Source organism: Bradyrhizobium sp. 192, assembly GCF_023100965.1.
In the GTDB taxonomy this organism is placed as follows: Bacteria; Pseudomonadota; Alphaproteobacteria; order Rhizobiales; family Xanthobacteraceae; genus Bradyrhizobium; species Bradyrhizobium symbiodeficiens.
In genome coordinates this window covers 4,476,245-4,498,657 of sequence record NZ_CP064690.1, presented here as the reverse complement: position 1 = coordinate 4,498,657, position 22,413 = coordinate 4,476,245, and the positions used below count along the sequence as shown (strand labels likewise).

Annotated in this window: 21 protein-coding genes; 15 read left to right on the top strand and 6 right to left on the bottom strand. The window is 64.4% G+C overall.

The features are described from left to right. Positions 1-12 precede the first annotated feature (12 nt). The 4 genes from trpD to IVB24_RS20465 all read left to right on the top strand — a co-directional run bounded on the left by trpD (position 13) and on the right by IVB24_RS20465 (position 5,265). A complete protein-coding gene (gene trpD / locus IVB24_RS20480) occupies positions 13-1,026 on the top strand; it encodes an anthranilate phosphoribosyltransferase (protein WP_247768330.1) in 1,014 nt (337 codons plus the stop codon). 7 nt (positions 1,027-1,033) lie between these two features. After that, complete coding sequence (gene trpC / locus IVB24_RS20475) at positions 1,034-1,855, top strand: indole-3-glycerol phosphate synthase TrpC (protein WP_094977734.1); 822 nt, start codon at positions 1,034-1,036, stop codon at positions 1,853-1,855. 1 nt (position 1,856) lies between these two features. Further along, entirely contained in the window at positions 1,857-2,357 is a 501-nt protein-coding gene (moaC, locus tag IVB24_RS20470; RefSeq protein WP_166469236.1) for a cyclic pyranopterin monophosphate synthase MoaC, read from the top strand. 175 nt (positions 2,358-2,532) lie between these two features. Further along, a complete protein-coding gene (locus IVB24_RS20465; protein WP_247768328.1) occupies positions 2,533-5,265 on the top strand; it encodes an EAL domain-containing protein in 2,733 nt (910 codons plus the stop codon). Positions 5,266-5,352: 87 nt separating this feature from the next. Here IVB24_RS20465 and IVB24_RS20460 read toward each other — a convergent pair whose 3' ends face one another. Beyond that, positions 5,353-6,690: a S41 family peptidase gene (locus tag IVB24_RS20460; RefSeq protein WP_094977731.1), complete on the bottom strand. Its 1,338-nt coding sequence runs from the start codon at positions 6,688-6,690 to the stop codon at positions 5,353-5,355. Between the two features lie 335 nt (positions 6,691-7,025). Here IVB24_RS20460 and IVB24_RS20455 point away from each other — a divergent pair, with 335 nt between their 5' ends. The 6 genes from IVB24_RS20455 to IVB24_RS20430 all read left to right on the top strand — a co-directional run bounded on the left by IVB24_RS20455 (position 7,026) and on the right by IVB24_RS20430 (position 12,344). After that, on the top strand, positions 7,026-8,159 hold the full coding sequence (locus IVB24_RS20455) for an alpha-hydroxy acid oxidase (RefSeq protein WP_247768327.1): 1,134 nt from the start codon (positions 7,026-7,028) through the stop codon (positions 8,157-8,159). 8 nt (positions 8,160-8,167) lie between these two features. After that, positions 8,168-8,797 (top strand): HAD family phosphatase, encoded by a 630-nt coding sequence (locus IVB24_RS20450; protein ID WP_140479908.1) that lies wholly within the window; start codon positions 8,168-8,170, stop codon positions 8,795-8,797. A gap of 160 nt (positions 8,798-8,957) precedes the next feature. Then, complete coding sequence (locus tag IVB24_RS20445) at positions 8,958-9,161, top strand: hypothetical protein (protein ID WP_094977729.1); 204 nt, start codon at positions 8,958-8,960, stop codon at positions 9,159-9,161. Positions 9,162-9,383: 222 nt separating this feature from the next. After that, positions 9,384-10,595, top strand: coding sequence for a gephyrin-like molybdotransferase Glp (gene glp / locus IVB24_RS20440; protein ID WP_247768325.1), 1,212 nt, complete (start codon positions 9,384-9,386; stop codon positions 10,593-10,595). 177 nt (positions 10,596-10,772) lie between these two features. Further along, positions 10,773-11,474 carry a transcriptional repressor LexA gene (lexA, locus tag IVB24_RS20435; RefSeq protein WP_094977873.1) on the top strand — a complete coding sequence of 234 codons (702 nt, stop codon included), beginning with the start codon at positions 10,773-10,775 and terminating at the stop codon, positions 11,472-11,474. 441 nt (positions 11,475-11,915) lie between these two features. Next, positions 11,916-12,344, top strand: a complete 429-nt coding sequence (locus IVB24_RS20430; protein ID WP_247768323.1) for a hypothetical protein — start codon at positions 11,916-11,918, stop codon at positions 12,342-12,344. 8 nt (positions 12,345-12,352) lie between these two features. Here the strand turns inward: IVB24_RS20430 and IVB24_RS20425 are convergent, their stop codons facing one another. Continuing rightward, on the bottom strand, positions 12,353-14,632 hold the full coding sequence (locus IVB24_RS20425) for a ComEC/Rec2 family competence protein (RefSeq protein ID WP_247768321.1): 2,280 nt from the start codon (positions 14,630-14,632) through the stop codon (positions 12,353-12,355). A gap of 128 nt (positions 14,633-14,760) precedes the next feature. Between IVB24_RS20425 and IVB24_RS20420 the strand changes: the two genes are divergently transcribed. Beyond that, positions 14,761-15,708, top strand: a complete 948-nt coding sequence (locus IVB24_RS20420; RefSeq protein WP_247768319.1) for an IS1595 family transposase — start codon at positions 14,761-14,763, stop codon at positions 15,706-15,708. Positions 15,709-15,841: 133 nt separating this feature from the next. Further along, positions 15,842-16,051: a hypothetical protein gene (locus IVB24_RS20415; protein ID WP_247768318.1), complete on the top strand. Its 210-nt coding sequence runs from the start codon at positions 15,842-15,844 to the stop codon at positions 16,049-16,051. Here the strand turns inward: IVB24_RS20415 and IVB24_RS20410 are convergent. Next, a complete protein-coding gene (locus tag IVB24_RS20410) occupies positions 16,048-16,209 on the bottom strand; it encodes a hypothetical protein (RefSeq protein ID WP_247768316.1) in 162 nt (53 codons plus the stop codon). The two genes, IVB24_RS20415 and IVB24_RS20410, sit on opposite strands and share 4 nt — an antisense overlap. Here IVB24_RS20410 and IVB24_RS20405 point away from each other — a divergent pair. Continuing rightward, the gene (locus IVB24_RS20405; RefSeq protein WP_247768314.1) at positions 16,208-16,741 is read left to right on the top strand and encodes a hypothetical protein; all 534 of its coding nucleotides are present in this window, start codon (positions 16,208-16,210) and stop codon (positions 16,739-16,741) included. The two genes, IVB24_RS20410 and IVB24_RS20405, sit on opposite strands and share 2 nt — an antisense overlap. A 189-nt stretch (positions 16,742-16,930) precedes the next feature. On the opposite strand, the gene IVB24_RS20400 is transcribed toward IVB24_RS20405, so the two are convergent. From IVB24_RS20400 to IVB24_RS20390, 3 genes are all read right to left on the bottom strand, one after another. Continuing rightward, on the bottom strand, positions 16,931-17,164 hold the full coding sequence (locus tag IVB24_RS20400) for a DUF2171 domain-containing protein (protein ID WP_015685840.1): 234 nt from the start codon (positions 17,162-17,164) through the stop codon (positions 16,931-16,933). An 82-nt stretch (positions 17,165-17,246) separates the two neighbouring features. After that, a complete protein-coding gene (locus IVB24_RS20395) occupies positions 17,247-17,633 on the bottom strand; it encodes a nuclear transport factor 2 family protein (RefSeq protein WP_247768312.1) in 387 nt (128 codons plus the stop codon). Between the two features lie 4 nt (positions 17,634-17,637). After that, complete coding sequence (locus IVB24_RS20390) at positions 17,638-19,314, bottom strand: glutamine--tRNA ligase/YqeY domain fusion protein (protein WP_247768310.1); 1,677 nt, start codon at positions 19,312-19,314, stop codon at positions 17,638-17,640. Positions 19,315-19,457: 143 nt separating this feature from the next. Between IVB24_RS20390 and gltX the strand changes: the two genes are divergently transcribed. Both gltX and gltA read left to right on the top strand, forming a co-directional pair. Next, the gene (gene gltX / locus IVB24_RS20385; RefSeq protein ID WP_247768309.1) at positions 19,458-20,885 is read left to right on the top strand and encodes a glutamate--tRNA ligase; all 1,428 of its coding nucleotides are present in this window, start codon (positions 19,458-19,460) and stop codon (positions 20,883-20,885) included. A gap of 145 nt (positions 20,886-21,030) precedes the next feature. Continuing rightward, a complete protein-coding gene (gltA, locus tag IVB24_RS20380; protein ID WP_247768307.1) occupies positions 21,031-22,335 on the top strand; it encodes a citrate synthase in 1,305 nt (434 codons plus the stop codon). Positions 22,336-22,413: the final 78 nt, after the last annotated feature.

The following is a 22,413-nucleotide window of genomic DNA, read 5'->3' as shown; positions in this document are numbered from 1 at the left end:
TGAAAGCACGCGATGGACGACCTGAAATCGATCATTGGAAAAGTGGCGACCGGCGCCAGCCTGTCGCGTGACGAAGCGGCTTCCGCCTTCGACGCCATGATGTCGGGCGAAGCCACGCCCTCGCAGATGGGCGGCCTGTTGATGGCGCTGCGGGTGCGCGGCGAAACCGTGGACGAGATCACCGGCGCTGTCGCGGCGATGCGTTCCAAGATGCTGACCGTCACGGCTCCGCCTGAAGCCGTCGACATCGTCGGCACCGGTGGCGACGGCTCCGGCTCGGTCAACGTCTCGACCTGCGCCTCCTTCATCGTCTCGGGTGCCGGCGTGCCGGTGGCCAAGCACGGCAACCGCGCGCTGTCGTCGCGCTCGGGCGCAGCCGACGTGCTGGCCTCGCTCGGCGTGAAGATCGACCTCAGGCCCGAGCAGGTCGGCCACTGCGTGCGCGAATGCGGCATCGGCTTCATGTTCGCTCCCGCCCATCACCCGGCCATGAAGAACGTCGGTCCGACCCGGGTCGAGCTCGCGACGCGCACGATCTTCAACCTGCTCGGCCCCCTGTCCAACCCGGCCGGCGTGAAGCGGCAGATGGTCGGTGTGTTCTCGCGGCAATGGGTCCAGCCGCTGGCCCAGGTGCTGAAGAACCTCGGCTCCGAATCCGCCTGGGTGGTGCACGGCTCCGACGGCCTCGACGAGATCACCCTCACCGGCCCGACCTTCGTCTCCGCGCTCCACAATGGCGAGATCCGGAATTTCGAGGTGACGCCAGAGGACGCCGACCTGCCGCGTTGCGAGGCCGGCGCGCTCAAGGGCGGTGACGCCGACGCCAATGCAATCGCCTTGCAGAGCGTGCTCGACGGCAAGCCGAGCGCCTACCGCGACGTCGCGCTGATGAACGCCGCCGCCGCGCTGGTCGTGGCCGGCCGCGCCAAGGACCTCAAGGAGGGCGTCGCGATCGGCGCCCGTTCGATCGACAGCGGCGCGGCCAACGCGAAGCTGAAGCACCTGATCGCGGTCTCGAACGGCTGAGCCTGACATGTCGGACATCCTCACCAAGATCGAAGCCTACAAGCGCGAAGAGATCGCCGCCGCCAAGCGCGCGCAGCCGCTGTCGGCCGTCGAGGCGAAGGCCAAGGCGCAGGCCGCGCCGCGCGGCTTCGTGCGCGCGATCAAGGCCAAGCACGCCAATGGCGACTACGCGCTGATCGCGGAGGTGAAGAAAGCCTCGCCGTCGAAAGGACTGATCCGCGCCGATTTCGATCCGCCCCAGCTCGCCAAAGCCTATGAAGCCGGCGGCGCGGCCTGCCTGTCCGTGCTGACCGACACGCCCTCGTTCCAGGGCCATCTGGACTTCATGGTGGCTGCGCGCGCGGCGACGTCATTGCCGGTGCTGCGCAAGGATTTCATGTTCGACACCTACCAGGTGGCGGAAGCGCGCGCGCACGGCGCCGACTGCATCCTGATCATCATGGCCGCGCTCGATGATGCCACCGCCAAAGATCTCGAAGACACCGCAATCGCCTACGGCATGGACGTGCTGATCGAGATCCACGAACGCGCCGAGCTCGAGCGCGCGCTCAAGCTCCGCTCGCCGATGATCGGCGTCAACAACCGCAATCTTCGCACCTTCGAGACCACGCTCGCGACCAGCGAAATGCTGGCACCGCTGATCCCCAAGGAGCGGCTGATGGTCGGCGAGAGCGGCATCTTCACGCCTGCCGATCTCGCCCGGCTCGAGCACGTCGGCATGTCGACCTTCCTGGTCGGCGAGAGCTTGATGCGACAGGCCGACGTCACCGCGGCGACGCGCACGCTGCTCGCGCGCGAGACGACGGCGCGTGCGACGGGCACGCGCTGACATGGCGCGCAAGCCCTCCAAGAAGACCGTCCCGGCCCTCACCCATATCGGCGCCTCCGGTGAGGCGCGGATGGTCGACGTCTCGGACAAGCCCGCGACCGAGCGGCTTGCGGTCGCGGAAGGCCGCGTCGTCATGACCAGGGCGACGCTCGACCTGATCGTATCCGGCAACGCCAAGAAGGGCGACGTGCTCGGCACCGCCCGCATCGCCGGCATCATGGCCGCCAAGCGCACCTCGGAATTGATCCCGCTCTGTCATCCGCTGGCGCTGTCGAAAGTCACGCTCGACATCGAACCCGACGCGAAATTGCCGGGCTGCCTCGTTCGCGCCAGCGTGAAGGTCACGGGCCCGACCGGCGTCGAGATGGAAGCCCTCACGGCCGTCTCGGTCGCCTGCCTCACCATCTACGACATGATCAAGGCGGTCGAGCGCGGCGTGCGCATCGAGGGCATCCATCTGGTCGAGAAGCTCGGCGGCAAGTCCGGCCATTACCGCGCCTGAAGCGCGCTTGCTTCGACGAACCGCCACCTCTCGCGCCGATCGATTGCTTTTGTGCGCGGCCGTTCACCCAGAGTTAACCGCACTTCCTAACTTTGCCTCCACACCGTTCCCGTAAACCAACGGATGTTATCGGGGTCAAGAATTGATCCTGACGTGTGCACGGCAATGATCCAGCATGATGACGAGAATCGGCGGCCGCCTCTTTGACCACGCCTTCGTGCGCAGCGGACCGATCCGCTGGCTGGTGGTCGGCGGCGCCCTGCTGATCGCGGCCATCGCCATAGGCTCGGTCCTGATGGCGCAGAATTTCCGCGAGCGGGCGTTGCGCAACTCCAGCCGCGAACTCGAAAACACCGTGCTGCTGCTCGCCCACCATTTCGATCAGCAATTGCAGGATTTCGCGGTCATCCAGAAGGACTTCGTCGATCAGGTCCGCACGACCGGAATCGCGGCCAGGGAGGACTTTCGCAAGCGCTTCTCCGGCCAGGACGTCCACCGGATGTTGCGCTCGAAGATCGATGCCATGCCCTACATCGGCGACGTCAACATCGTCGATGCCGAAGGCAATCTGATCAACTCGTCATCGACATGGCCGGCTCCGAAGGTGAACGTTGCCGATCGCGCCTATTTTCGCACCTTCAAGTACGATCCCAATTCGCCCGATGTCCTGATCGAGCCGTTGCATAGCCGCATTTCGGCTGCCTGGACCGTCCTGATCGTGCGCAGGATCGTCGGGCCGAACGGCGAGTTCCTCGGTGCCGTGGGACGCGGCATCGATCCCGCCAATTTCGAGAAATTCTTCGCCTCCGTCGTGCTCGGCGAAGGCGCGACGATCTCGATGCTGCATCGCGACGGCACGCTGCTCGCCCGCTACCCTCATTCCAGCGAATTGATGGGGCGGAATTTCAAGACCGGTTCGTTCGAACAGCAGAGAGTCTTCGGCCTTGATCACTTCGCCGGACGATTCATGAGCCCCGTCGACGGCGAAGACCGGCTGATCTCCTCGCGCGCCCTGCCCCACTTCCCGATCCTGATGATGGCCACCACGACGCGCGCCTCCGCCCTGACGGACTGGCGCGAGCAGATCGGCATGCTGATCTCGGTCGCGGGCGCCTCCACGCTCGCCATCGCGGGCGTGCTGATCGCGATCGTGCGCAAGCTGCTGGAGCAGCATCGCGCCTCCCGCGAACGGCTGACGCTGGAGAAGCTGCGTCTCGACCGTGCCGTCAACAACATGACCCAGGGCCTGCTGCTGTTCGACGCCGAGCAGCGGCTCGTGGTCTGCAACCAGCGCTACATCGAAATGTACGGCCTGTCGGCCGACGTGGTGAAGCCCGGCTCCAGCTTCCACGACATCATCGCCCATCGCAAGGCGACCGGCTCGTTCACCGGCAACACCGGCGACTACGTTGCCCGCGTGCTGCGCGACGTCCATGTGCGCAACTCGATGGTGGTCGAAACCGCCGACGGCCGTTCGATCCACGTCCTCAACGAGCCGCTCGCGGACGGCGGCTGGGTAGCGACGCATGAGGACATCACCGAGCGCCGGCGCATCGAGGAGCGCATCACCCACCTCGCCCATTACGACGCGCTGACCGATCTGCCCAACCGCACCATGTTCCACGAGCATCTGCGCGAAGAGCTGGCAGCTGTCGGCCACGACGAACAGATCGCGGTGCATTACATCGACATCGACGAGTTCAAGGGCGTCAACGACGCGCTCGGCCATCTCGTCGGCGACGAGCTGTTGAAATCGGTTGCCGCGAGCCTGCGCCGCTGTGCCGGCCCGGCGTATTTCGTGGCGCGGCTCGGCGGCGACGAATTCGCCATCGTCCAGAGCGCGGTGACGTCGCGGGACCAGGTCGACGAGCTCGTCGCGCAGATCTTCGCGGCCATCCGCGCGCCGTTCGATTGCATGGGCCATCATCTCACCACCGATGCCAGCGTCGGCATCGCGCTCGCGCCGGAACACGGCACGGCGCTCGACCAGATTCTCAAGAACGCGGACATGGCGATGTATGCCGCCAAGTCCGCCGGACGCCGCACCTACCGGTTCTTCGAGCCGGAAATGGATGCCAAGGTGCGCGAGCGCCGGCAGATCGAGAGCGACCTGCGCCACGCCATCGCCCAGGAGGGGCGCGCTGGCGGTCTCGAGGTCCATTACCAACCCTGCCTCAGCCTGAAGGACGATCGCATCACCGGCTGCGAGGCTCTGGTGCGCTGGCGCCATCCGGAGCGCGGCATGATCTCGCCGGCCGAGTTCATCCCGATCGCCGAGGATACCGGCCTGATCAACGAGATCGGCGAATGGGTGCTGGCGACCGCATGCCGTGACGCGGCGGGCTGGCCCGACGACATCCGCCTCGCCGTCAACGTCTCGCCGGTACAGTTCAAGAGCGGCACGCTGGCCTTGAAGATCATGGCAGCGCTCGCCGCTTCCAACCTGCCGGCGAGCCGGCTCGAGCTCGAGATCACCGAGGCGGTGCTGATCCGTGACGACGACACTGCGCTGGCGATCCTGCACCAGCTCCGTGCCATCGGCGTGCGCATCGCGCTCGACGATTTCGGCACCGGCTACTCCTCGCTGAGCTATCTGCACCGTTTCCCGTTCGACAAGATCAAGATCGACCGCTGCTTCGTCGACGACATCGCCGGCCCCGACGGCTCCGCCAGCATTGTCCAGGCCGTCGTCAATCTGGCGGCCGCGCGCCGCATGACCACCACGGCCGAGGGCGTCGAGACCGAGGAGCAGCAGCGCCTGCTCCGCGCGCTCGGCTGTTCGGAGATGCAGGGCTATCTGTTCAGCGCCGCGAAGCCCGCGGACAAGGTGCTGGAGCTGTTCGCGCTGCATCGCAGCCGGCTCGCCCAGCGCGACGGTCATGCGAGCCGCCGCCGCGAGGCGGGTTAGGCCTATCCGATCTGAAACGGGCATCCCAAAACGAAATCGCCCGGGAGCGGTCATCCGCTCCCGGGCGATTGTCTGGAATCACAAGGCCTAGTTCGGCACCGCCGCCTTGGGCGCGGGCTTGGCCGCAACCGCATTGGCTGTGACGCCGTGCAGGAAGTCGAAGGCCGCGTGCAGGGCCTTGTCGTCCTCCTCCTTCGGCGGAACGTAGGACTGCGATCCGGTCTGCTCGCCACCCTCGCCGGCCGCGAGATGCCCGCGCATCTGGGACTCCGCCATGGTGTCCATGCGGCCCTTCAGTTCCGGCGGCACGTCCTGCAGGATCTCGATGTCGGGAGCAATGCCCTGGGCCTGGATCGAACGGCCCGACGGCGTGTAGTAGCGCGCCGTGGTCAGCGCCAGCGCGCCGTTGCCGGCGCCGAGCGGAATGATTGTCTGCACCGAGCCCTTGCCGAACGAGCGCGTGCCGATGATGGTCGCCCGCTTGTGATCGTGCAGCGCGCCGGCCACGATCTCGGAAGCCGAAGCCGAGCCGCCATTGACCAGGACCACCAGCGGCTTGCCCCTGGTCAGGTCGCCGCCATGCGCGGTGAAGCGCTGGGTCTCCTCCGGATTGCGGCCGCGGGTCGAGACGACCTCGCCGCGCTGAAGGAAGGCGCTCGACACCGACACGGCCTGGTCGAGCAGACCGCCCGGATTGTTGCGCAGGTCCATCACGTAGCCGGTGAGCTTCTCCTGCGGGACCTGCTTGGAGATCGCGGCGATCGCCTTCTTCAGGCCGTCGGTGGTCTGCTCGTTGAACGAGGTGACGCGGATATAGCCGATGTCGCCGTTCTCGACGTGGAAGCGCACCGGGCGCACATGGATGATCTCGCGCGTGATCGCGACGTCGAGCGGGGCGTCAGCGCCCTTGCGCACGATGGTGAGCTTGGTCTTGGTGTCGACCGGGCCCTTCATCTTGTTGACGGCCTGCTCGAGCGTCAGGCCCTGCACGGCCTCGCCGTCGATCTTGCTGATGAGGTCGCCGGACATCAAGCCGGCCTTCGAGGCGGGCGTATCGTCGATCGGCGAGACGACCTTGACGAGGCCGTCCTCCATGGTGACCTCGATGCCGAGGCCGCCGAACTCGCCGGAGGTGGTCTCCTGCATCTCGGTCCAGGCCTTCGCGTTCATGTAGCGCGAGTGCGGATCGAGCGAGGTTACCATGCCCGTGATCGCGCCTTCGATCAGCTTGGCATTGTCCGGCTTCTCGACATAGCTGGCCTTGACGCGCTCGAACACCGTGCCGAACAGGTTGAGCTGGGAATAGGCGTCATCCGCGCTCGCTGCTGCCCGCGCCGCCCATACACCACCGTGCGGGCTGGCTACCAGAAGGGTCAGACACGCTCCAGAGAGCGCGCCCAGGGGGAACAGCAGGGATTTCCGCATGGATCGACTGGCCTTCTTGTTTGCTCGGCGGTTGCTAGCGCTTGTCTTTGGAGACTTGGGACTCGCCCTGCAAGTGGCGATCCAGTCTGCTTCTCACAATACCATTCTGGTTTCTTCATGGCCGGGATGCCACGCCGGCGGGTACATCGCAGAAATCGCTTCGTCCGGACCTAAACTTTTGGCAACGTTGCAGGACTGGGCCGCCCCCATAGACACCCTACAGCGGGAATCGGTGCGCCGGTCCACGCCTCGCAGCCATGTCATTTTAGGATGGTTTTGGAGCGCTGGACGGGTTAGGCGATGACACAAGGCTTCAAATTCTCGGGAGGATAACAATGAACGAAGCACCCCGGATCCAACCGGAACGGAACGTCGAGCTCGGCGCCAGCAACGAGCCGTTTCAGAACCTGCACGAATTCGTCCGAAAAGCGCGGGCCAACCTCAACCAGAACGCCTGGGACTACATCGTCGGCGCCGCCGAGACCGAAACCACGATGCGCCGCAACCGGATGGCGCTGGACGAGATCGCCTTCCGGCCGCGGGTGCTGCGCGACGTCCGCAAGGTCGACGGCTCGGTTCAGCAGTTCGGCCGCAGGATGCGCCTGCCGGTGGTGCTCGCCCCCGTCGGCGCGCTCGAGATCTTCGATCCGGATGGCGCGGCGAGCGTCGCGCGTGCTGCCGGCACCTTCGGTGCGGCGCACATGCTGAGCTCGGTGTCCGAGCCCGGCCTGGAGCAGACCGCCGAAGCCGCTCCCGATGCGCTCCGGCTCTATCAGCTCTATGTCCGCGGAGACGACGCTTTTGTCGCCGATGTCGTCAGCCGCACCGAGAAGAACGGCTATGCCGGCTTCTGCCTGACCGTCGATACCGCCCACTACAGCCGTCGTGAGCGTGACATCGCCAAGCGCTACGTTCGCGAGAGCCGCCTGCGCGCCACCGGCGGCGATTTCCAGAAGGGCCTGGAGTGGCGGACCGTGAAGATGATCAAGGACAAGTTCAAGATCCCGCTGATCCTGAAGGGCATCGCCACCGCCGAGGACGCCCGGATCGCGGTCGACCACGGCGTCGAATGGATCTACGTCTCCAACCATGGCGGCCGCCAGCTCGACCACGGCCGCGGTGCCATGCATGTGCTGCCCGAGATCGTCGAAGCCGTGAAGGGCCGCGCCAAGATCATGGTCGACGGCGGCGTCTGTCGCGGCACCGACATCGTCAAGGCGATCGCGGCGGGCGCGGACCTCGTCGGCATCGGACGGCTGCAATGCTGGGCGCTGGCTGCGGCGGGCGAAGCCGGCGTCGCGCGGATGCTGGAGCTGCTGGAGGACGAGGTGCTGCGCTGCCTGGGCCTTTTGGGCGCCACGTCATTCGCGGAGGTCGACAAAGCCTGCCTGCATCCGGCGACCGCCACCAACGCACCGAGCGTGTTCAGCGCATTCCCGCTGTTCGACCACGATCCGTACCGTTACTGAGTGAAAGGATGCAGGTGACATCGCTCTCTCCCGGCAGCGCCGATGCGCTGCTGTTCGATCTCGGGCGCGTGGTGCTCGACATCGACTTCTCCAAGGCGATCGCCTGCTGGGCGGGACATGCCGGCTGCCAGCCCGAGGCCATCGTCGCGCGCTATGTGCGTGACGAGGCCTACCGGCTGCATGAGGTCGGCAAGATCAGCGACGAGGATTATTTCGCCTCGCTGCGTGCTTCTCTCGGCATCGGCATTTCGGACGCGCAATTCCTGGAAGGCTGGAACGCGATCTTCGCCGGCGAGATGCCTGACATTGCCGAGCTGTTGCCGCGTGCGGCGAAGCAGATGCCGCTCTACGCCTTCTCCAACACCAACCGGCCGCATGTCGACTATTTCTCCAGGGAATATGGCGAATTGCTCGGCCATTTCCGCGCGCTGTATCTGTCGTCCAGCATCGGCCTGCGCAAACCGGATGCGGAAGCCTTCGACCACGTCGTCACCGCGATCGGCGTGCCCGCGGAGCGTATCGTGTTCTTCGATGACCTCGCCGAGAATGTCGAAGGCGCGCGGGTACGCGGCCTGACGGCGGTGCATGTGACGTCGCCACGCGACGTTGGAAACGCCCTGAAGGCGTTGGGCATCTGAAACCAGCCCGCCACCCAGCTTCAGACACGCTTTCAGGAACCAAATCTGCAACAGATCGGGAACCTGATCGCTTTGTGCATTTTTATACAGAGTTCCGGGAACGGAATACCTCCCTTCGGACTCATCACTCCGTTGGGACTTCTACATCGGACTTATCGACGTGCTGGGCAAAACCTATCTCACCAAGCAGGCCTCTCTGCTGCTCGAATTCGCCAGAACGACCTCGGATTCGGACCTTTCCGCCAAGCTGATCAGCAAGGCCGCCGACCTGAAATCCCAGGCCGATCCGCTGCCGGACAAGGATCAAGGCCCAAAGGCTCCCGACGTCGCATTTGTCAGCCCGGATGCGCCGAGCAGGCGTTGAGCGAGCAAGCCGTGGCGGCCGTCATTCTCGTCCTCGGGATGGCCCACTTCTGCCGATCGGTCTCATCGTCTGGATGATGCGACGCCAAGCCTGAGCCTGCCTTCGATACGGGCTGCAAGCGGCAGGATGGGCGTCCTGCTCCGCAATTTTGCCTCCGCCTCCGCGCTCGGTTAGAACACTGTCGGAACATTTCGTCCGAACGTGCCGAGCAGGAGTTTCGCCGTGGCCTTGATGCCGGTTTCCGACGCCCTTGCCGCGGTGCTGGCGGGCGTTGAGCCGCTGCCTGAACAGATGGTTCCGCTCGACGAAGCCCACCACCGGGTGCTCGCGCGGGACGTCGCCGCGCGGCGCACGCAGCCGCCGCAAGCCATGTCGGCGATGGACGGCTACGCCGTGCGCGCAGCCGACGCGGCAGCGATCGATTCCAGGTTGACTGTCATCGGTGAGGTCGCAGCGGGCCGTCCGTTCACAGGACGGGTCGGCGCTGGCGAAGCCGTGCGGATCTTCACTGGCGGTGTCGTTCCCGACGGCGTAGACGCGGTCGTGATCCAGGAGGACACCATTGCGGACGGCAAGAGCGTCACGATCAAGGAAGCCGCGATCGTGGGTCGGCACATCCGCCCCGCCGGCGTCGATTTCCGAGAGGGTGATGTCCTCTTGCGCAAAGGGACCCGACTGACAGAGCGCGACCTCGCGCTCGCAGCGGCAATGAACCATCCGCAGCTTGCCGTCTGCCGCCGCCCGAAGGTCGCGATCCTCGCCACCGGTGACGAACTGGTGATGCCGGGCGCCACACCCGGGCACGGCCAGATCGTCTATTCCAACGGCTTCGCCCTGCATGCGCTCGCCAGACAGGAAGGGGCCGAGACGATCGACCTCGGCATCGCCGCCGACACGCTAGCCGCCACCACCGCCGGCATCCGCCGCGCGCGCGAAAGCGGCGCCGACATCCTGATCACGACCGGGGGCGCATCGGTGGGCGACCACGATCTGGTCCAGCAGGCGCTCACGGACGAAGGCATCGCGATGGCGTTCTGGAAGATCGCGATGCGGCCCGGCAAGCCGATGATGCACGGACGGCTGGGGACGATGGGCGTGATCGGCCTGCCCGGCAATCCCGTGTCGTCCTACGTGTGCGCCTTCCTGTTCATGGTACCGCTGATTCGCGCGCTGTCGGGCCGTTCGGTGATTCATCATCATCGCGAGCGCGCCGTGCTGGGCCGCGATCTCGGTGCCAACGACCAGCGCGAGGACTATCTGCGCGCGCGCCTGGAGCTGCGCGACGACGGCACGCTCGTCGCTCTTCCCGTCAGCCATCAGGATTCCTCTCTGCTTGCGAATCTTGCTGCGGCACAAGTACTTCTCGTGCGCGCACCGTTTGCGCCACAGGCCGAGGCCGGCAGCCCCTGCGAGATGCTGCGGCTCCCCGTCTGACCTGCGCGGCCACACGCATTCCGCGCGCTTCGTTCTGTTCACGCTAAATTAAGCAGTTGCGGAACATGTATCGAACATATAGTGTCCGTTCATGATTTGTTTCGAGGATGTAGCGGCTTATAGCTGAACTCATCCGTCTCGGAATCGAACGACATCAACCGGGGGACTTTGGTCGAGATGCTAACGCGCAAACAATACGAGCTTCTGCGGTTCATCAGCGAACGTCTGAAGGAAAGCGGCGTGCCGCCGTCCTTCGACGAGATGAAGGATGCGCTCGACCTGCGCTCGAAGTCAGGCATCCACCGCCTGATCACCGCGCTCGAGGAGCGCGGCTTCATCCGCCGCCTGCCCAACCGCGCCCGGGCGATCGAAGTGATCAAGCTGCCGGAGCTCCAGGCTGCCGCCGGCACCCGACGCGGCTTCACGCCAAGCGTCATCGAGGGCAATCTCGGCAAGGTACGCGCGAGCTCCAGCCCGTCCGCAGACGAGGGCGAGCGGCCCGTTGCGGTGCCCGTGATGGGCCGCATCGCGGCCGGCACCCCGATCGAGGCGCTGCAGACCCGCAGCCACACCATCAGCGTACCGCCCGACATGCTCGGCTCCGGCGAGCATTACGCACTCGAAGTGCGCGGCGATTCCATGGTCGAGGCCGGCATCCTCGACGGCGACATGGCGCTGATCCAGCGCAACGAGAGCGCCGATACCGGCGACATCGTCGTGGCGCTGATCGACGACGAGGAAGCCACGCTCAAGCGCTTCCGCCGCCGCGGCGCCTCGATTGCCCTGGAGCCCGCCAATGCCGCGTATGAGGTGCGCATCCTGCCGCCGAACCGCGTGAAGATTCAGGGCAAGCTGATCGGGCTGTACCGCAAGTACTGAGTCCGGAAGTCCTCGATCAAGAAGTCTTTGCGCCTCGTGCGTGCGGCTTCGATCGGCATCGCCGATCAGAGATTGGAGCGGATGATGGTCCGCTCCGGCTGGATAGTCTTTCTGGTATTGCACAGACTATCCGGCCCTATTCTTCCGCAGCGGCATCATCGGCCGGGCGCGCGAAGAAGCATTGCCCCCCTTTCCCCCACGACGCGATCAATCTGTTTGAACACATACGCTTCGCCTGCGGGCCGCCGACACGCGCCTGCCGAATGCATGGGCGCCAACTTTGTTCCTATTGAATTCGGGAAAGATAATGTGATCTCGGCTCGCCGATCCGAGCCGCAGATTTGCCTACAACCGGGCAGACCGTCACGTGCTTCCACTCTGGTAGGGGCCCGCGCCTCCAAAAGAGGTGCGGGTCGCTATCTCTGCATTGAGGAGCACCCGATGTGTGACTACAGCCTGCATGCCGTCGCGACGCGCCCCGCAGAAGTCGGCGAGACGATCGTCACGACAACGTTCCGCGGCACCTCGACACGCGGCTTCGCCTCCGAAGCCAATCTCTCCGTCGCGGTCTGCCTGCTACCGGGAACGGAGCTCGCCTTCGCCGACAACCTCCGTTACGATAACCGCTGGATCTGGACGCGCACCGTCAACTCCCGCGTCGGCAAGTTCGGCAAGATCGATCCGCACATTCCCGATCGCCACCATGACGCGATCGAATTCCCGGACGGCAAATCCGTGCTGGTGACGCAGCTCGTCGAAGGCCAGCGCGCAACCGTGCTGCAGCTGCCGGTAACCCAGCCGGTCAACGAGCGCAACCGTGAGATCATCGCCGACAGCCGCCCGACGGTCACGCGACTGCCGATCGGCTGACAGGGACTTTAGTCCTCCGCTTGAAGATCGGCCTCCGCGGGGGTCGCATCCTTGTTGCGCGAAGCCGCTGCCCTTGGCATGAGCGCTCCTTCGAAATCTCCCTCGCCGGCAGCCGCCGGCGACCAGGGACGGTTGGTGCCCCTCGCCCTCACCGCCTGAACCGAAAAGCCGTCGCCACGCTGCGTCAAGGCCAGCGCGCCCTGGCGACCAAGCCGCTGCCGATCCACCACCATCGCCGCACAATCAGGCGGCGCGGGCCGTGACGTCACCACCAGTGCGGCCCGGCTGCAATCATCCGCCAGCGCATCGATGCGCGAGGCCAGCGCGACCAGCCGACCGTCGGCGAGCGGCGTGACGCAGCCGGACTCGTCGCACGATATGCCGCTCGCCAGCGCGCCACTGCCGGCATCGCGCGGATCGGCGTCAGCAGACAGCCATTCCCTCAGCAGGAAATTGTCCTTGCCCGTCCTGATCAGATGCAAGCGCCCGTCCCCGCCCCTCACCGCGACGCTCGCGCCGTCCCCTGCGATCAGGATATCGGGCTGCCGCACCGACAGTCCCCAGCCGATGGCAGCCAGCAGCACCACGGCACCGCACCAGCGCAAGGGCGTGCGCAACAGGCCCATCACGATGATCCCCAGGCTCGCTGCGATCAGCGGCGCGATACCGAACGCTGGGATGCGGCCGACGGCGCCCGGCAATGCCGTCACCCAGCGCGAGACCACGACCATCCAGTCGATGCCGATCCCCATCAGCCACCAGAACACGCCGTCGAGCCCGAACGGCGCCGCGAGCAGGCCCAGCAGCCCGGCCGGCATCACCAGCGCCGAAACCACCGGCATTGCGCCGAGATTGGCGAGCACGCCGTAGGGCGTGACGCGGTGGAAGTGAAAGGCAGCGTAGGGCGTGGTCGCAAGCCCCGCGATCAGCGAGGCCAGGAACAGCATCGCGATCTCGCGGCCGCCCCACATCGCGACGCGCGCGGTCGCCGAATGGTCGGGCGAGGCAAACAGGTTCGGCATGCCGATCTGCACCAGCGCGACGAGTCCGAGCGTCGCGGCGAACGACATCTGAAAACTCGGATGCACCAGCGCTTCCGGCGCGACTGCGAGCACGATCAGCGCCGCCACCGCGAGCGTGCGGAACGTGATGGCGCGGCGATCGACCATCACCGCGATCAGCACCACCGCCGTCATGAAGAACGACCTTTGCGTGGCCACCTCCGCGCCAGACAGCAGCAGATAGAACGCAGCGGCGACCAACGCCGCCGCGGCCGACCATTTCTTGATGGCGAAGCCGGCCGCCAGCCCCGGGATCAAGGCCAGCAGAGCGCGCACCGCGAAGAAGACGACGCCCGCGACCGTCGCCATGTGATAGCCGGAGATCGAGAGCACGTGCCCGAGCCCCGAGATGAACATCGCGTCGTTGACGGGCGTGGAAATCGCATCGCGCCGCCCGGTCAGCAGCGCTGTCGCGATCGCGCGGTTGTCGCCCTCGAGCGTGGCGCGGATGCGGGCGTCGATCACATCGCGCAGGCCCTGCATGAAGGCGGCATAACGCAGCCGCAAGCCGCCGGCATCAGGCGGGACGGAAGCGGTGATCGCGCCCATCACGAAGCCGGATGCACCGATGCCCTGAAAGAACATATCGCGCGAAAAATCGTAGCTGCCGGGGCGTACCGGTGAGAGCGGCGGCATCAGCCGCGCCTTGAGCTGCACGAAGCTGCCGACCTCGGGGGCAGTGCCCTTGCGCACCGACAGGCGGACGCGCTCCAGCTTGACGTCGCTGCGCTGGGCCTCCATCGCGGTGACGCGCAGCACGAAACGATCGGTGCGCTCGCGGATGTCGCGGGCCTCGACGAAACCATACAGCGACACCGAATAGAGCGGCTTGGCCAGCACGGGGTGACTGATGCGCGCCGTCTTCCAGGTTGCCACGGCAAAGCCGGCCGCCACCGCCGCGATCATGATCGCAGGCGCAAACAGCCGGCTCCGCCGCAACAGCATCGCGCCCAACAGGAAGGCGATCGCCGTCGCCGCAACAACCCACAGCACCGGCTCATGATCGGCGGCAAAATAGAGCGCGATGCCGCCGCCGAAGGCGACAGGCACCCACGGCAAGAGTCGCCCCGCGCCGGCCTCGGCGCGGGCCCATTCACGTAGCGTCTCGACGATTGCCGGCCAGGCGCCAAAGCCTGCCGGCGCGAAGCCGCCAGCCGGTGCAGCACGGCCGACCGGCCACGTCCCGGCAACTCCCTGGGACCGTACCGGCCGGCCCTGCTCCGCCATGTCCCTGCACCTTACGCGACGCCATTGGCACCGAGGCTACCGGAACGTGCGAGGGGGCGAATGGCGATTATATACTTGACACCACAAGGTACAAACTGTAGACACGGGCATCAACTCGGAACGAGCCTATGCCCGCAGCCAAGCCGCCCATCAAGAACGCCAGCCTCAATGCTCCGCACTTCCAGAGCGTCGAGGCTGCGCGGACCTATCTTGAAGCCCTTCGCTGGGGCACTGAGCGCGTTTGCCCGCACTGCGGCACCGTGAACGCATCCTTTGCCACCAAGAAGCCCGGCGTCTATCGCTGCGGCTCCAAGGAGTGCCGCAAGGACTTCTCCGTCACGACCAAGAGCGTGATGGAAAGCAGCCACATCAAGCTCAACGTCTGGCTTCAGGCGTTCTATCTGATGTCGTCCAGCAAGAAGGGCGTCAGCGCCCATCAACTGCACCGCACGCTTGGCATCACTTACAAGTCGGCTTGGTTCTTGTCGCATCGCATCCGTGAAGCAATGCGCGCTGGCGGCTTGCTGCCCCCGATGGGTGGTGGCGGCAAGCCGGTTGAAGTGGACGAGACTTTCTTCGGCCGCTTAGAAGGCATGAAGAAGGGCAAGGCCGCTTGGGCTCATAAGAACGTTGTATTGACGCTGGTTGAACGCGGCGGCTCGGCCCGCAGTTTCCACATTGACGGCGTTCGCACTGGCGACATTCTGCCCATCATCCGCGCCAATCTGAGCCGAGAAGCTCAGTTGATGACGGACGAAGCCGGCTCATACAAGATCATTGCCGAAATCGAAGGTCTCGACCACGCCAGCGTCAAGCACAGCAAGGACGAATACGTCCGCCGTGAAGGCGACAAGGTCATCACCACGAATACGGTGGAAGGCTACTATTCGATCTTCAAGCGCGGCATGAAGGGCGTCTATCAGCACTGCGCTGAAAAGCACCTGCACCGCTATCTCTCAGAATTTGACTTCCGCTACAGCAACCGCGTTGCGCTCGGCATCGAGGACGGGGAACGTGCGGACCTTGCCATCAAAGGGGCGGCTGGCAAGCGTCTGACGTATCGTCAATCTCACTAAGCCCGACTTCAAGCGGCAGGCCCGGCGCTTCCTTCGCTGGCGCAATAAAAAATACCCGCCTGCAAAGCCCAAACCACGATTCGTCAAATACTGGCGGACGCGCTAGGCTCGCTTTTTCGGGGGAGGCTTCGCAATGGTTGAATACCGCCAACTACATCACTGGGACATTCCGAACGTTCCTCAGGTGGACATGGAAGATAACGGTAGGTCTGGTAGCGTACATTTCTTGACAGGTGACCTGACCGCAATCGCGCTAACAATGAACCGAACCATGTTGGAGCGGCTGCGGGACGGTATCGACGCTGCACTCGCACGCAAGCCGCTCGCCAAGCGTGATCGCTAATCTTCTCTGTCACCTGATTTTTTCTCTTCGGCCTTCTTCACCTTCGGCTTTTGCTTCAGCGGCTTCGCTGGTGTCTTGAGCGCGCCGCGTAGCGCAGCCTCGAAACGCGCTTGGGCTTCCTTTTCGTCGTATTCTTGTTCGGCCTTTGGGGGCTTCATGACCGATAAAAAACTCGCTGTTCGAGACGAATTCACATCTGAATTTGGCCGCTTCTTCGGCATCTGGCAAGCAACAGAACTCGCCCTTGACTACGCGGTGGGTAAGTATTTGGAGCTGGCCGACGAAGAAACACACCTACTTACTGCCGGCATGGACTTCAACCGTAAGGCCCGCCTCCTTACCGCACTAGTCAAGCGCAACAATGACCCTCAACAATCGGCGATCCTAGCGAGCCTAAAGATCATCCAAAACGAAAGCCTACGGAACGTCTTTGCGCATTCCTTTGTCGATCACACAGACACGGAAGTGACCTTCATACAGCGTAATCGACACGGAAATTACGATCCGATCGAATACACTTTTACGCTCCCGTCATTCATAGCGCACGTCGAAAAGATACTAAGGGCATCTATCGCATTTCATGACGCGGTCGGCCTCACTGAGGAGCGCTACGAAGAATTCGCGAGTGCAGCGTTGAGGGTCAACACCAAGCCGACCACGTCGCCAGTGCCACCCAACGATAAAGCGTGATCATTCCTCGACTGCCAAGCCAGGAACGCCTCTTCCAAGGCATCCCTGGCAGCAGGAGTGAACACGGGCGCGCCAGCCGGCGGCAAATCACCGTCGGCAGCGCCGATTCTATCCGTTGGGGCGTGTGGTTTCAAGTATATAATCCCCGGGCGAATAGCGGTACAGACCGGGAACGAGGGAGGCCGCGCCCTACTTTTCCTCTTCCATGGTCACGGCCACGTCCGCCTTGGCGGACAGCCGCACCTTGTTGCCCTCGACGCCGGCAACGAGGCCCTTGTCGATGAAGTGATGGTGGCCCTTGTGGCTGCCCTCGCCGCTGTCCTTCTTGGTCAGCTTGATGCGATTGCCTTCGACCTTGTCGACGGTACCGACATGGACGCCGTCGGCGCCGATTACTTCCATATGTTCTGCGATGTTCTGCATGGTGGGTTCCTCTTCTGGACCCACACAACGCGCAGGAAGCCCGTTCGTTCTCTCACGGCGAATGACGATGCCGTGCGGCCCCTCAGATCAGCGGCGCTTTCGCCGAGGCATGATGATTGACGATCTTCCAGTCGCCGCCCTCGCGAATGATGACCCAGCTCATCTTGACGACGAGATCGTCCCGCTCGCCGCCGAGATCGAACGAGATGGTCGCGGCCATGTTGATCAGATCAGGGCCGGCTTGCGCGGCGTTCACATCGGAGAACACGGCACTCGGCTTGCGCCAGCGCGGCAGGCCGTTGAAATAATCCACGACGCCATCCCTGCCCCGATAGAGCTTCGGGTTGGAGCCGAAGAAGAACGCGTTGCTCGAATACAGCGACGAGAGCGCGGCCGCGTCGAGCGTCACGAAGCCGGCGCACCATTTCGCGATGATGGTGGAAACGACGGCGTGGGCTTCATTGCTCATGTGGTCAGCCCTTTGCGACTTCTTTCGCGAAAGTGTCGCGCAGGCCGATGGTGCGCGAGAACACCGGCTTGCCGGGCGTCGAGTCCTTGTCGCGCACGAAATAACCCTGGCGCTCGAACTGCATCGGCTCGGCCGAATTGCTCTCCGCGACCGAAGCCTCGATCCGTGCGTCGGACAGGATCTCCAGTGAGTTCGGATTGAGATCAGCCGCGAAGTTCGATGCGTCCGGGCTCGGATTGGCGAACAGCTGATTGTAGATGCGGATCTCCGCGGGCACCGAATTCGCCGCCGGCAGCCAGTGCATGGTCGCCTTGACTTTGCGGCCGTCAGGCGCGTTGCCGCCCTTGGTCGCGGGATCGTAGGTGCAGCGCAGCTCCACCACCTCGCCCTTGTCGTTCTTGATCACGCCGGTGCACTTGACGAAATAGGCGTAGCGCAGCCGCACCTCGTTGCCCGGCGACAGGCGGAAGAACTTCTTCGGCGGGTTCTCCATGAAGTCGTCCTGCTCGATATAGAGCTCGCGGCCGAACGTAATCTTGCGCGTGCCAGCCGAGGGATCGTCGGGATGGTTGATCGCCTCGAGCTCCTCGGTCTGCCCTTCCGGATAGTTCTCGATCACCACCTTGAGCGGCCGGAGCACGCCCATGCGCCGCTGCGACGTGCGGTTCAGCTCCTCGCGGATGCAGAACTCGAGCATGCCAACGTCGACCACGCTGTTGGCCTTGGCAACACCGATGCGCTTGACGAATTCACGCAAGGCGGCCGGCGGCACGCCGCGGCGGCGCATCCCCGCCATGGTCGGCATCCGCGGATCGTCCCAGCCGGCGACATGGCCGTCGCGCACGAGCTGGGTCAGGACGCGCTTGGACAGCAGCGTATAGGTCAGGTTCAGCCGCGCGAACTCATACTGATGCGGCTTCGACGGCACCGGCAGCTTCTCGATGAACCAATCGTAGAGCGGCCGGTGGTCCTCGAACTCCAGCGTGCAGATCGAATGCGTGATGCCCTCGATCGCATCCGACTGGCCGTGGGCATAATCGTAGCTCGGATAGATGTGCCACTTGGTGCCGGTGCGCGGATGATGCGCATGCAGGATGCGGTAGAGCACGGGGTCGCGCAGATTGATGTTGCCGGCGGCCATGTCGATCCTGGCCCGCAGCACGCGCGCGCCGTTCGGGAATTCGCCGGCCTTCATCCGCCGGAACAGGTCGAGGTTTTCGTCCACGCTGCGGTCGCGGAACGGCGAGTTCTTGCCGGGCTCGGTCAGCGTGCCGCGCGCCAGGCGGATCTCTTCCTGGGACTGGTCGTCGACATAGGCGAGCCCGTCGCGGATCAGCTGCTCCGCCCATTCGTACAACCGGTCGAAATAGTCGGAGGCAAAGAACAGGTTCTTGCCCCAGTCGAAGCCGAGCCAGCGCACGTCGGCCTGGATGGAATCGATATATTCCTGCTCTTCCTTGACCGGATTGGTGTCATCGAAGCGCAGATGGCAGCGGCCCGGAAACTCCTGGGCGATGCCGAAATTGAGCGCGATCGACTTGGCGTGGCCGATATGGAGATAGCCGTTCGGCTCCGGCGGGAACCGGGTCACGATCTCCCTGTACTTGGCCTGATCGAGGTCGGCCTGGATGATGTCACGAATGAAATCGCGCCCAACCTCAGCAGCCACCGGTTCTGTCATTACGAAAATCCTGTAGGGAAATCAGCGGTCCTTCTGCCAAATTCGCTTGGCTGAGCCAAGCCTTAAGCGGTCCGCTGCCGGGCTTTAGTTATGCTCCGGTCCTGCTATATACCACCGCTTCCAATGCATAGGCCCTGCCAAGAATGACCTCCCCCGTCGTCACCCGCTTTGCTCCCTCCCCGACCGGCTTCCTCCATATCGGGGGCGCCCGCACGGCGCTGTTCAACTGGCTCTATGCGAAGAAGCACGGCGGCAAGATGCTGCTCCGGATCGAGGACACCGACCGGGAGCGCTCCACCGAGGCCGCGATCGGTGCCATCCTCGACGGCCTGAAATGGCTCGAGCTCGGCTGGGACGACGAGGTGATCTACCAGTTCAGCCGCGCCGCGCGTCACCGCGAGGTCGCCGAGCAGCTGCTCGCCGACGGCAAGGCCTACCGCTGCTACGCCACCGCCGAGGAGCTGACTGCCATGCGCGAGAAGGCACGCGCAGAGGGCCGCACCCGCCTCTACGACGGCCTGTGGCGCGACCGCGATCCCGCAACAGCCCCATCCGACGTCAAGCCGACGATCCGGCTCCGCGCGCCGCAGACCGGCGAGACCGTGATCGAGGACCAAGTCCAGGGCCGCGTGGTCTGGCAGAACGAGAACCTCGACGACCTCGTCCTGCTGCGCGGCGACGGTAACCCAACCTACATGCTTGCGGTGGTGGTCGACGACCACGACATGGGCGTCACCCATGTGATCCGCGGCGACGATCATCTGATCAACGCCGCCCGCCAGAAGCAGATCTACGATGCGATGGGCTGGGCGCTGCCGAGCATGTCCCACATCCCGCTGATCCACGGCCCGGACGGCTCGAAGCTCTCCAAGCGCCACGGTGCGCTCGGCGTCGACGCCTACCGCGCCATGGGATATTTGCCGGCCGCGCTGCGCAATTACCTCGTCCGGCTCGGCTGGAGCCATGGCGACCAGGAGATCTTCTCGACCGAGGAGATGATCGCGGCGTTCGACCTCGCCAGCGTCGGCCGCGCCGCCGCCCGGTTCGATTTCGCCAAGCTGGAAAACCTCAACGGCCACTACATCCGCCACGCCGACGATCAATCACTCGTGAAGATGTTCGAGGACGTGCTCGACCATCTCGTGCCCGCACGCGACGAGCTTAAGGCCAAGTTAAACGACACCACGCGCGCCCAGCTTCTTAAGGCCATGCCGGCCCTGAAGGAGCGCGCCAAGACGCTGATTGAGCTGATCGACAGCGCCTATTTCATCTTCGCCGACCGGCCGCTGGAGCTCGATCCCAAGGCGCAAGCGCTGCTGACGCCTGAGAACCGCAAGCTGATCGGCGAGCTAAATTCCGCGCTGGAGAAAGTCGAGACGTGGAACGGCGCCGCCACCGAAGCGGCGCTGCGTGTTTTTGCCGAGGAAAATAGTCTCAAGCTCGGCGCGGTCGCCCAACCCTTGCGGGCCGCGCTGACCGGGCGGACGACGTCGCCTGGTATATTTGAGGTCTTGGACGTCCTCGGACGCCAGGAAAGCCTCGGCCGGCTTAAGGATCAGTCTACGACGTAAGTCGAGCATGCGTGGGGTGATCTTGCAGCGCACACAGCAATAATATACCCATCTCCCCCGTACCTTCTGGAACATCCGGCCTGCCCCATCATCTCTCAAAGGGGCCTCCGGCTCCGCCCGTTTCACCATACATCGGGGACCTCTGATGGACGCAAAATCGAGCAATAAGACCGCTACGCTGACGGTCGGAAACAAGAACTACGATCTCCCGATCCATAGCGGCAGCGTCGGGCCTGATGTCATCGATATCGGCAAGCTCTACGGCCAGTCCGGCCTGTTCACTTACGATCCCGGCTTCACCTCCACCGCGAGCTGCCAGTCCAAGATCACCTATATCGACGGCGACGCGGGCGTGCTGGAATACCGCGGCTACCCAATCGAGCAGCTCGCCGAGAATGGCGACTTCCTCGAGACCTGCTATCTCCTGCTGTTCGGGGAACTGCCGACCGCCACGCAGAAGAAGGATTTCGACGACCGCGTGATCCATCACACGATGGTGCACGAGCAGATGGCCCGCTTTTTTCAGGGCTTCCGCCGCGACGCCCATCCGATGGCGATCATGGTGGCCGCAGTCGGCGCGCTCGCCGCGTTCTATCACGACTCCACCGACATCAATGATCCCAAGCAGCGCATGATCGCTTCCATGCGCATGATCGCGAAGATCCCGACCCTGGCCGCGATGGCCTACAAGTACACGGTCGGCCAGCCCTTCGTGTACCCGAAGAACTCGCTCAAGTTCGCCGAGAACTTCCTGCACATGTGCTTCGCCGTGCCGTGCGAGGACTACAAGATGAATCCGGTGCTCGCTGAAGCGCTGGACAAGATCTTCATCCTGCATGCCGACCACGAGCAGAACGCCTCGACCTCGACGGTGCGTATCGCCGGCTCGTCCGGCGCCAACCCGTTCGCCTGCATCGCCGCCGGCATCGCCTGCCTCTGGGGCCCGGCGCATGGCGGCGCCAACGAAGCAGCGCTGGCGATGCTCGCCGAGATCGGCAGCGTGGACAAGATCCCCGAGTTCATCGCCAAGGTGAAGGACAAGAACAGCGAAGTCCGCCTGATGGGCTTCGGGCACCGCGTCTACAAGAACTACGATCCGCGCGCCAAGATCATGCAGAAGATGTGTCACGCCGTGCTCAAGGAGACCGGCCATGGCGACGATCCGATGCTGAAGGTGGCGCTCGAGCTCGAGCGCATCGCGCTCAGCGACCAGTACTTCATCGACCGCAAGCTGTACCCGAACGTCGACTTCTATTCGGGCATCACGCTGAAGGCGATGGGCTTCCCGGTCTCGATGTTCACCGTGCTGTTCGCGGTCGCCCGCACCGTCGGCTGGATCAGCCAGTGGAGCGAGATGATCGAGGACCCGCAGCAGAAGATCGGCCGTCCGCGCCAGCTCTACACCGGCGTCACCAAGCGCGACTATGTCGCGATCAAGGATCGCAAGTAAGATCCAAGCCGATACGGCTTTCGAAACGGCGCCATCGCAGGATGGCGTCGTTTTTGTTTGTGCATGCGCTTGTCGAGG

Excerpts from the sequence above, each read along its gene's own strand:
- IVB24_RS20450 (WP_140479908.1), top strand. The coding sequence starts at position 8,168 with ATGCAGGTGACATCGCTCTCTCCCGGCAGCGCCGATGCGCTGCTGTTC.
- IVB24_RS20415 (WP_247768318.1), top strand. The coding sequence starts at position 15,842 with ATGGTTGAATACCGCCAACTACATCACTGGGACATTCCGAACGTTCCT.
- IVB24_RS20455 (WP_247768327.1), top strand. The coding sequence starts at position 7,026 with ATGAACGAAGCACCCCGGATCCAACCGGAACGGAACGTCGAGCTCGGC.
- IVB24_RS20465 (WP_247768328.1), top strand. The coding sequence starts at position 2,533 with ATGATGACGAGAATCGGCGGCCGCCTCTTTGACCACGCCTTCGTGCGC.
- IVB24_RS20460 (WP_094977731.1), bottom strand. The coding sequence starts at position 6,690 with ATGCGGAAATCCCTGCTGTTCCCCCTGGGCGCGCTCTCTGGAGCGTGT.
- gltX (WP_247768309.1), top strand. The coding sequence starts at position 19,458 with ATGACCTCCCCCGTCGTCACCCGCTTTGCTCCCTCCCCGACCGGCTTC.
- moaC (WP_166469236.1), top strand. The coding sequence starts at position 1,857 with ATGGCGCGCAAGCCCTCCAAGAAGACCGTCCCGGCCCTCACCCATATC.
- IVB24_RS20420 (WP_247768319.1), top strand. The coding sequence starts at position 14,761 with ATGCCCGCAGCCAAGCCGCCCATCAAGAACGCCAGCCTCAATGCTCCG.
- IVB24_RS20410 (WP_247768316.1), bottom strand. The coding sequence starts at position 16,209 with ATGAAGCCCCCAAAGGCCGAACAAGAATACGACGAAAAGGAAGCCCAA.
- IVB24_RS20405 (WP_247768314.1), top strand. The coding sequence starts at position 16,208 with ATGACCGATAAAAAACTCGCTGTTCGAGACGAATTCACATCTGAATTT.
- lexA (WP_094977873.1), top strand. The coding sequence starts at position 10,773 with ATGCTAACGCGCAAACAATACGAGCTTCTGCGGTTCATCAGCGAACGT.
- trpC (WP_094977734.1), top strand. The coding sequence starts at position 1,034 with ATGTCGGACATCCTCACCAAGATCGAAGCCTACAAGCGCGAAGAGATC.
- IVB24_RS20390 (WP_247768310.1), bottom strand. The coding sequence starts at position 19,314 with ATGACAGAACCGGTGGCTGCTGAGGTTGGGCGCGATTTCATTCGTGAC.
- IVB24_RS20425 (WP_247768321.1), bottom strand. The coding sequence starts at position 14,632 with ATGGCGGAGCAGGGCCGGCCGGTACGGTCCCAGGGAGTTGCCGGGACG.
- IVB24_RS20430 (WP_247768323.1), top strand. The coding sequence starts at position 11,916 with ATGTGTGACTACAGCCTGCATGCCGTCGCGACGCGCCCCGCAGAAGTC.
- IVB24_RS20400 (WP_015685840.1), bottom strand. The coding sequence starts at position 17,164 with ATGCAGAACATCGCAGAACATATGGAAGTAATCGGCGCCGACGGCGTC.
- gltA (WP_247768307.1), top strand. The coding sequence starts at position 21,031 with ATGGACGCAAAATCGAGCAATAAGACCGCTACGCTGACGGTCGGAAAC.
- IVB24_RS20395 (WP_247768312.1), bottom strand. The coding sequence starts at position 17,633 with ATGAGCAATGAAGCCCACGCCGTCGTTTCCACCATCATCGCGAAATGG.
- trpD (WP_247768330.1), top strand. The coding sequence starts at position 13 with ATGGACGACCTGAAATCGATCATTGGAAAAGTGGCGACCGGCGCCAGC.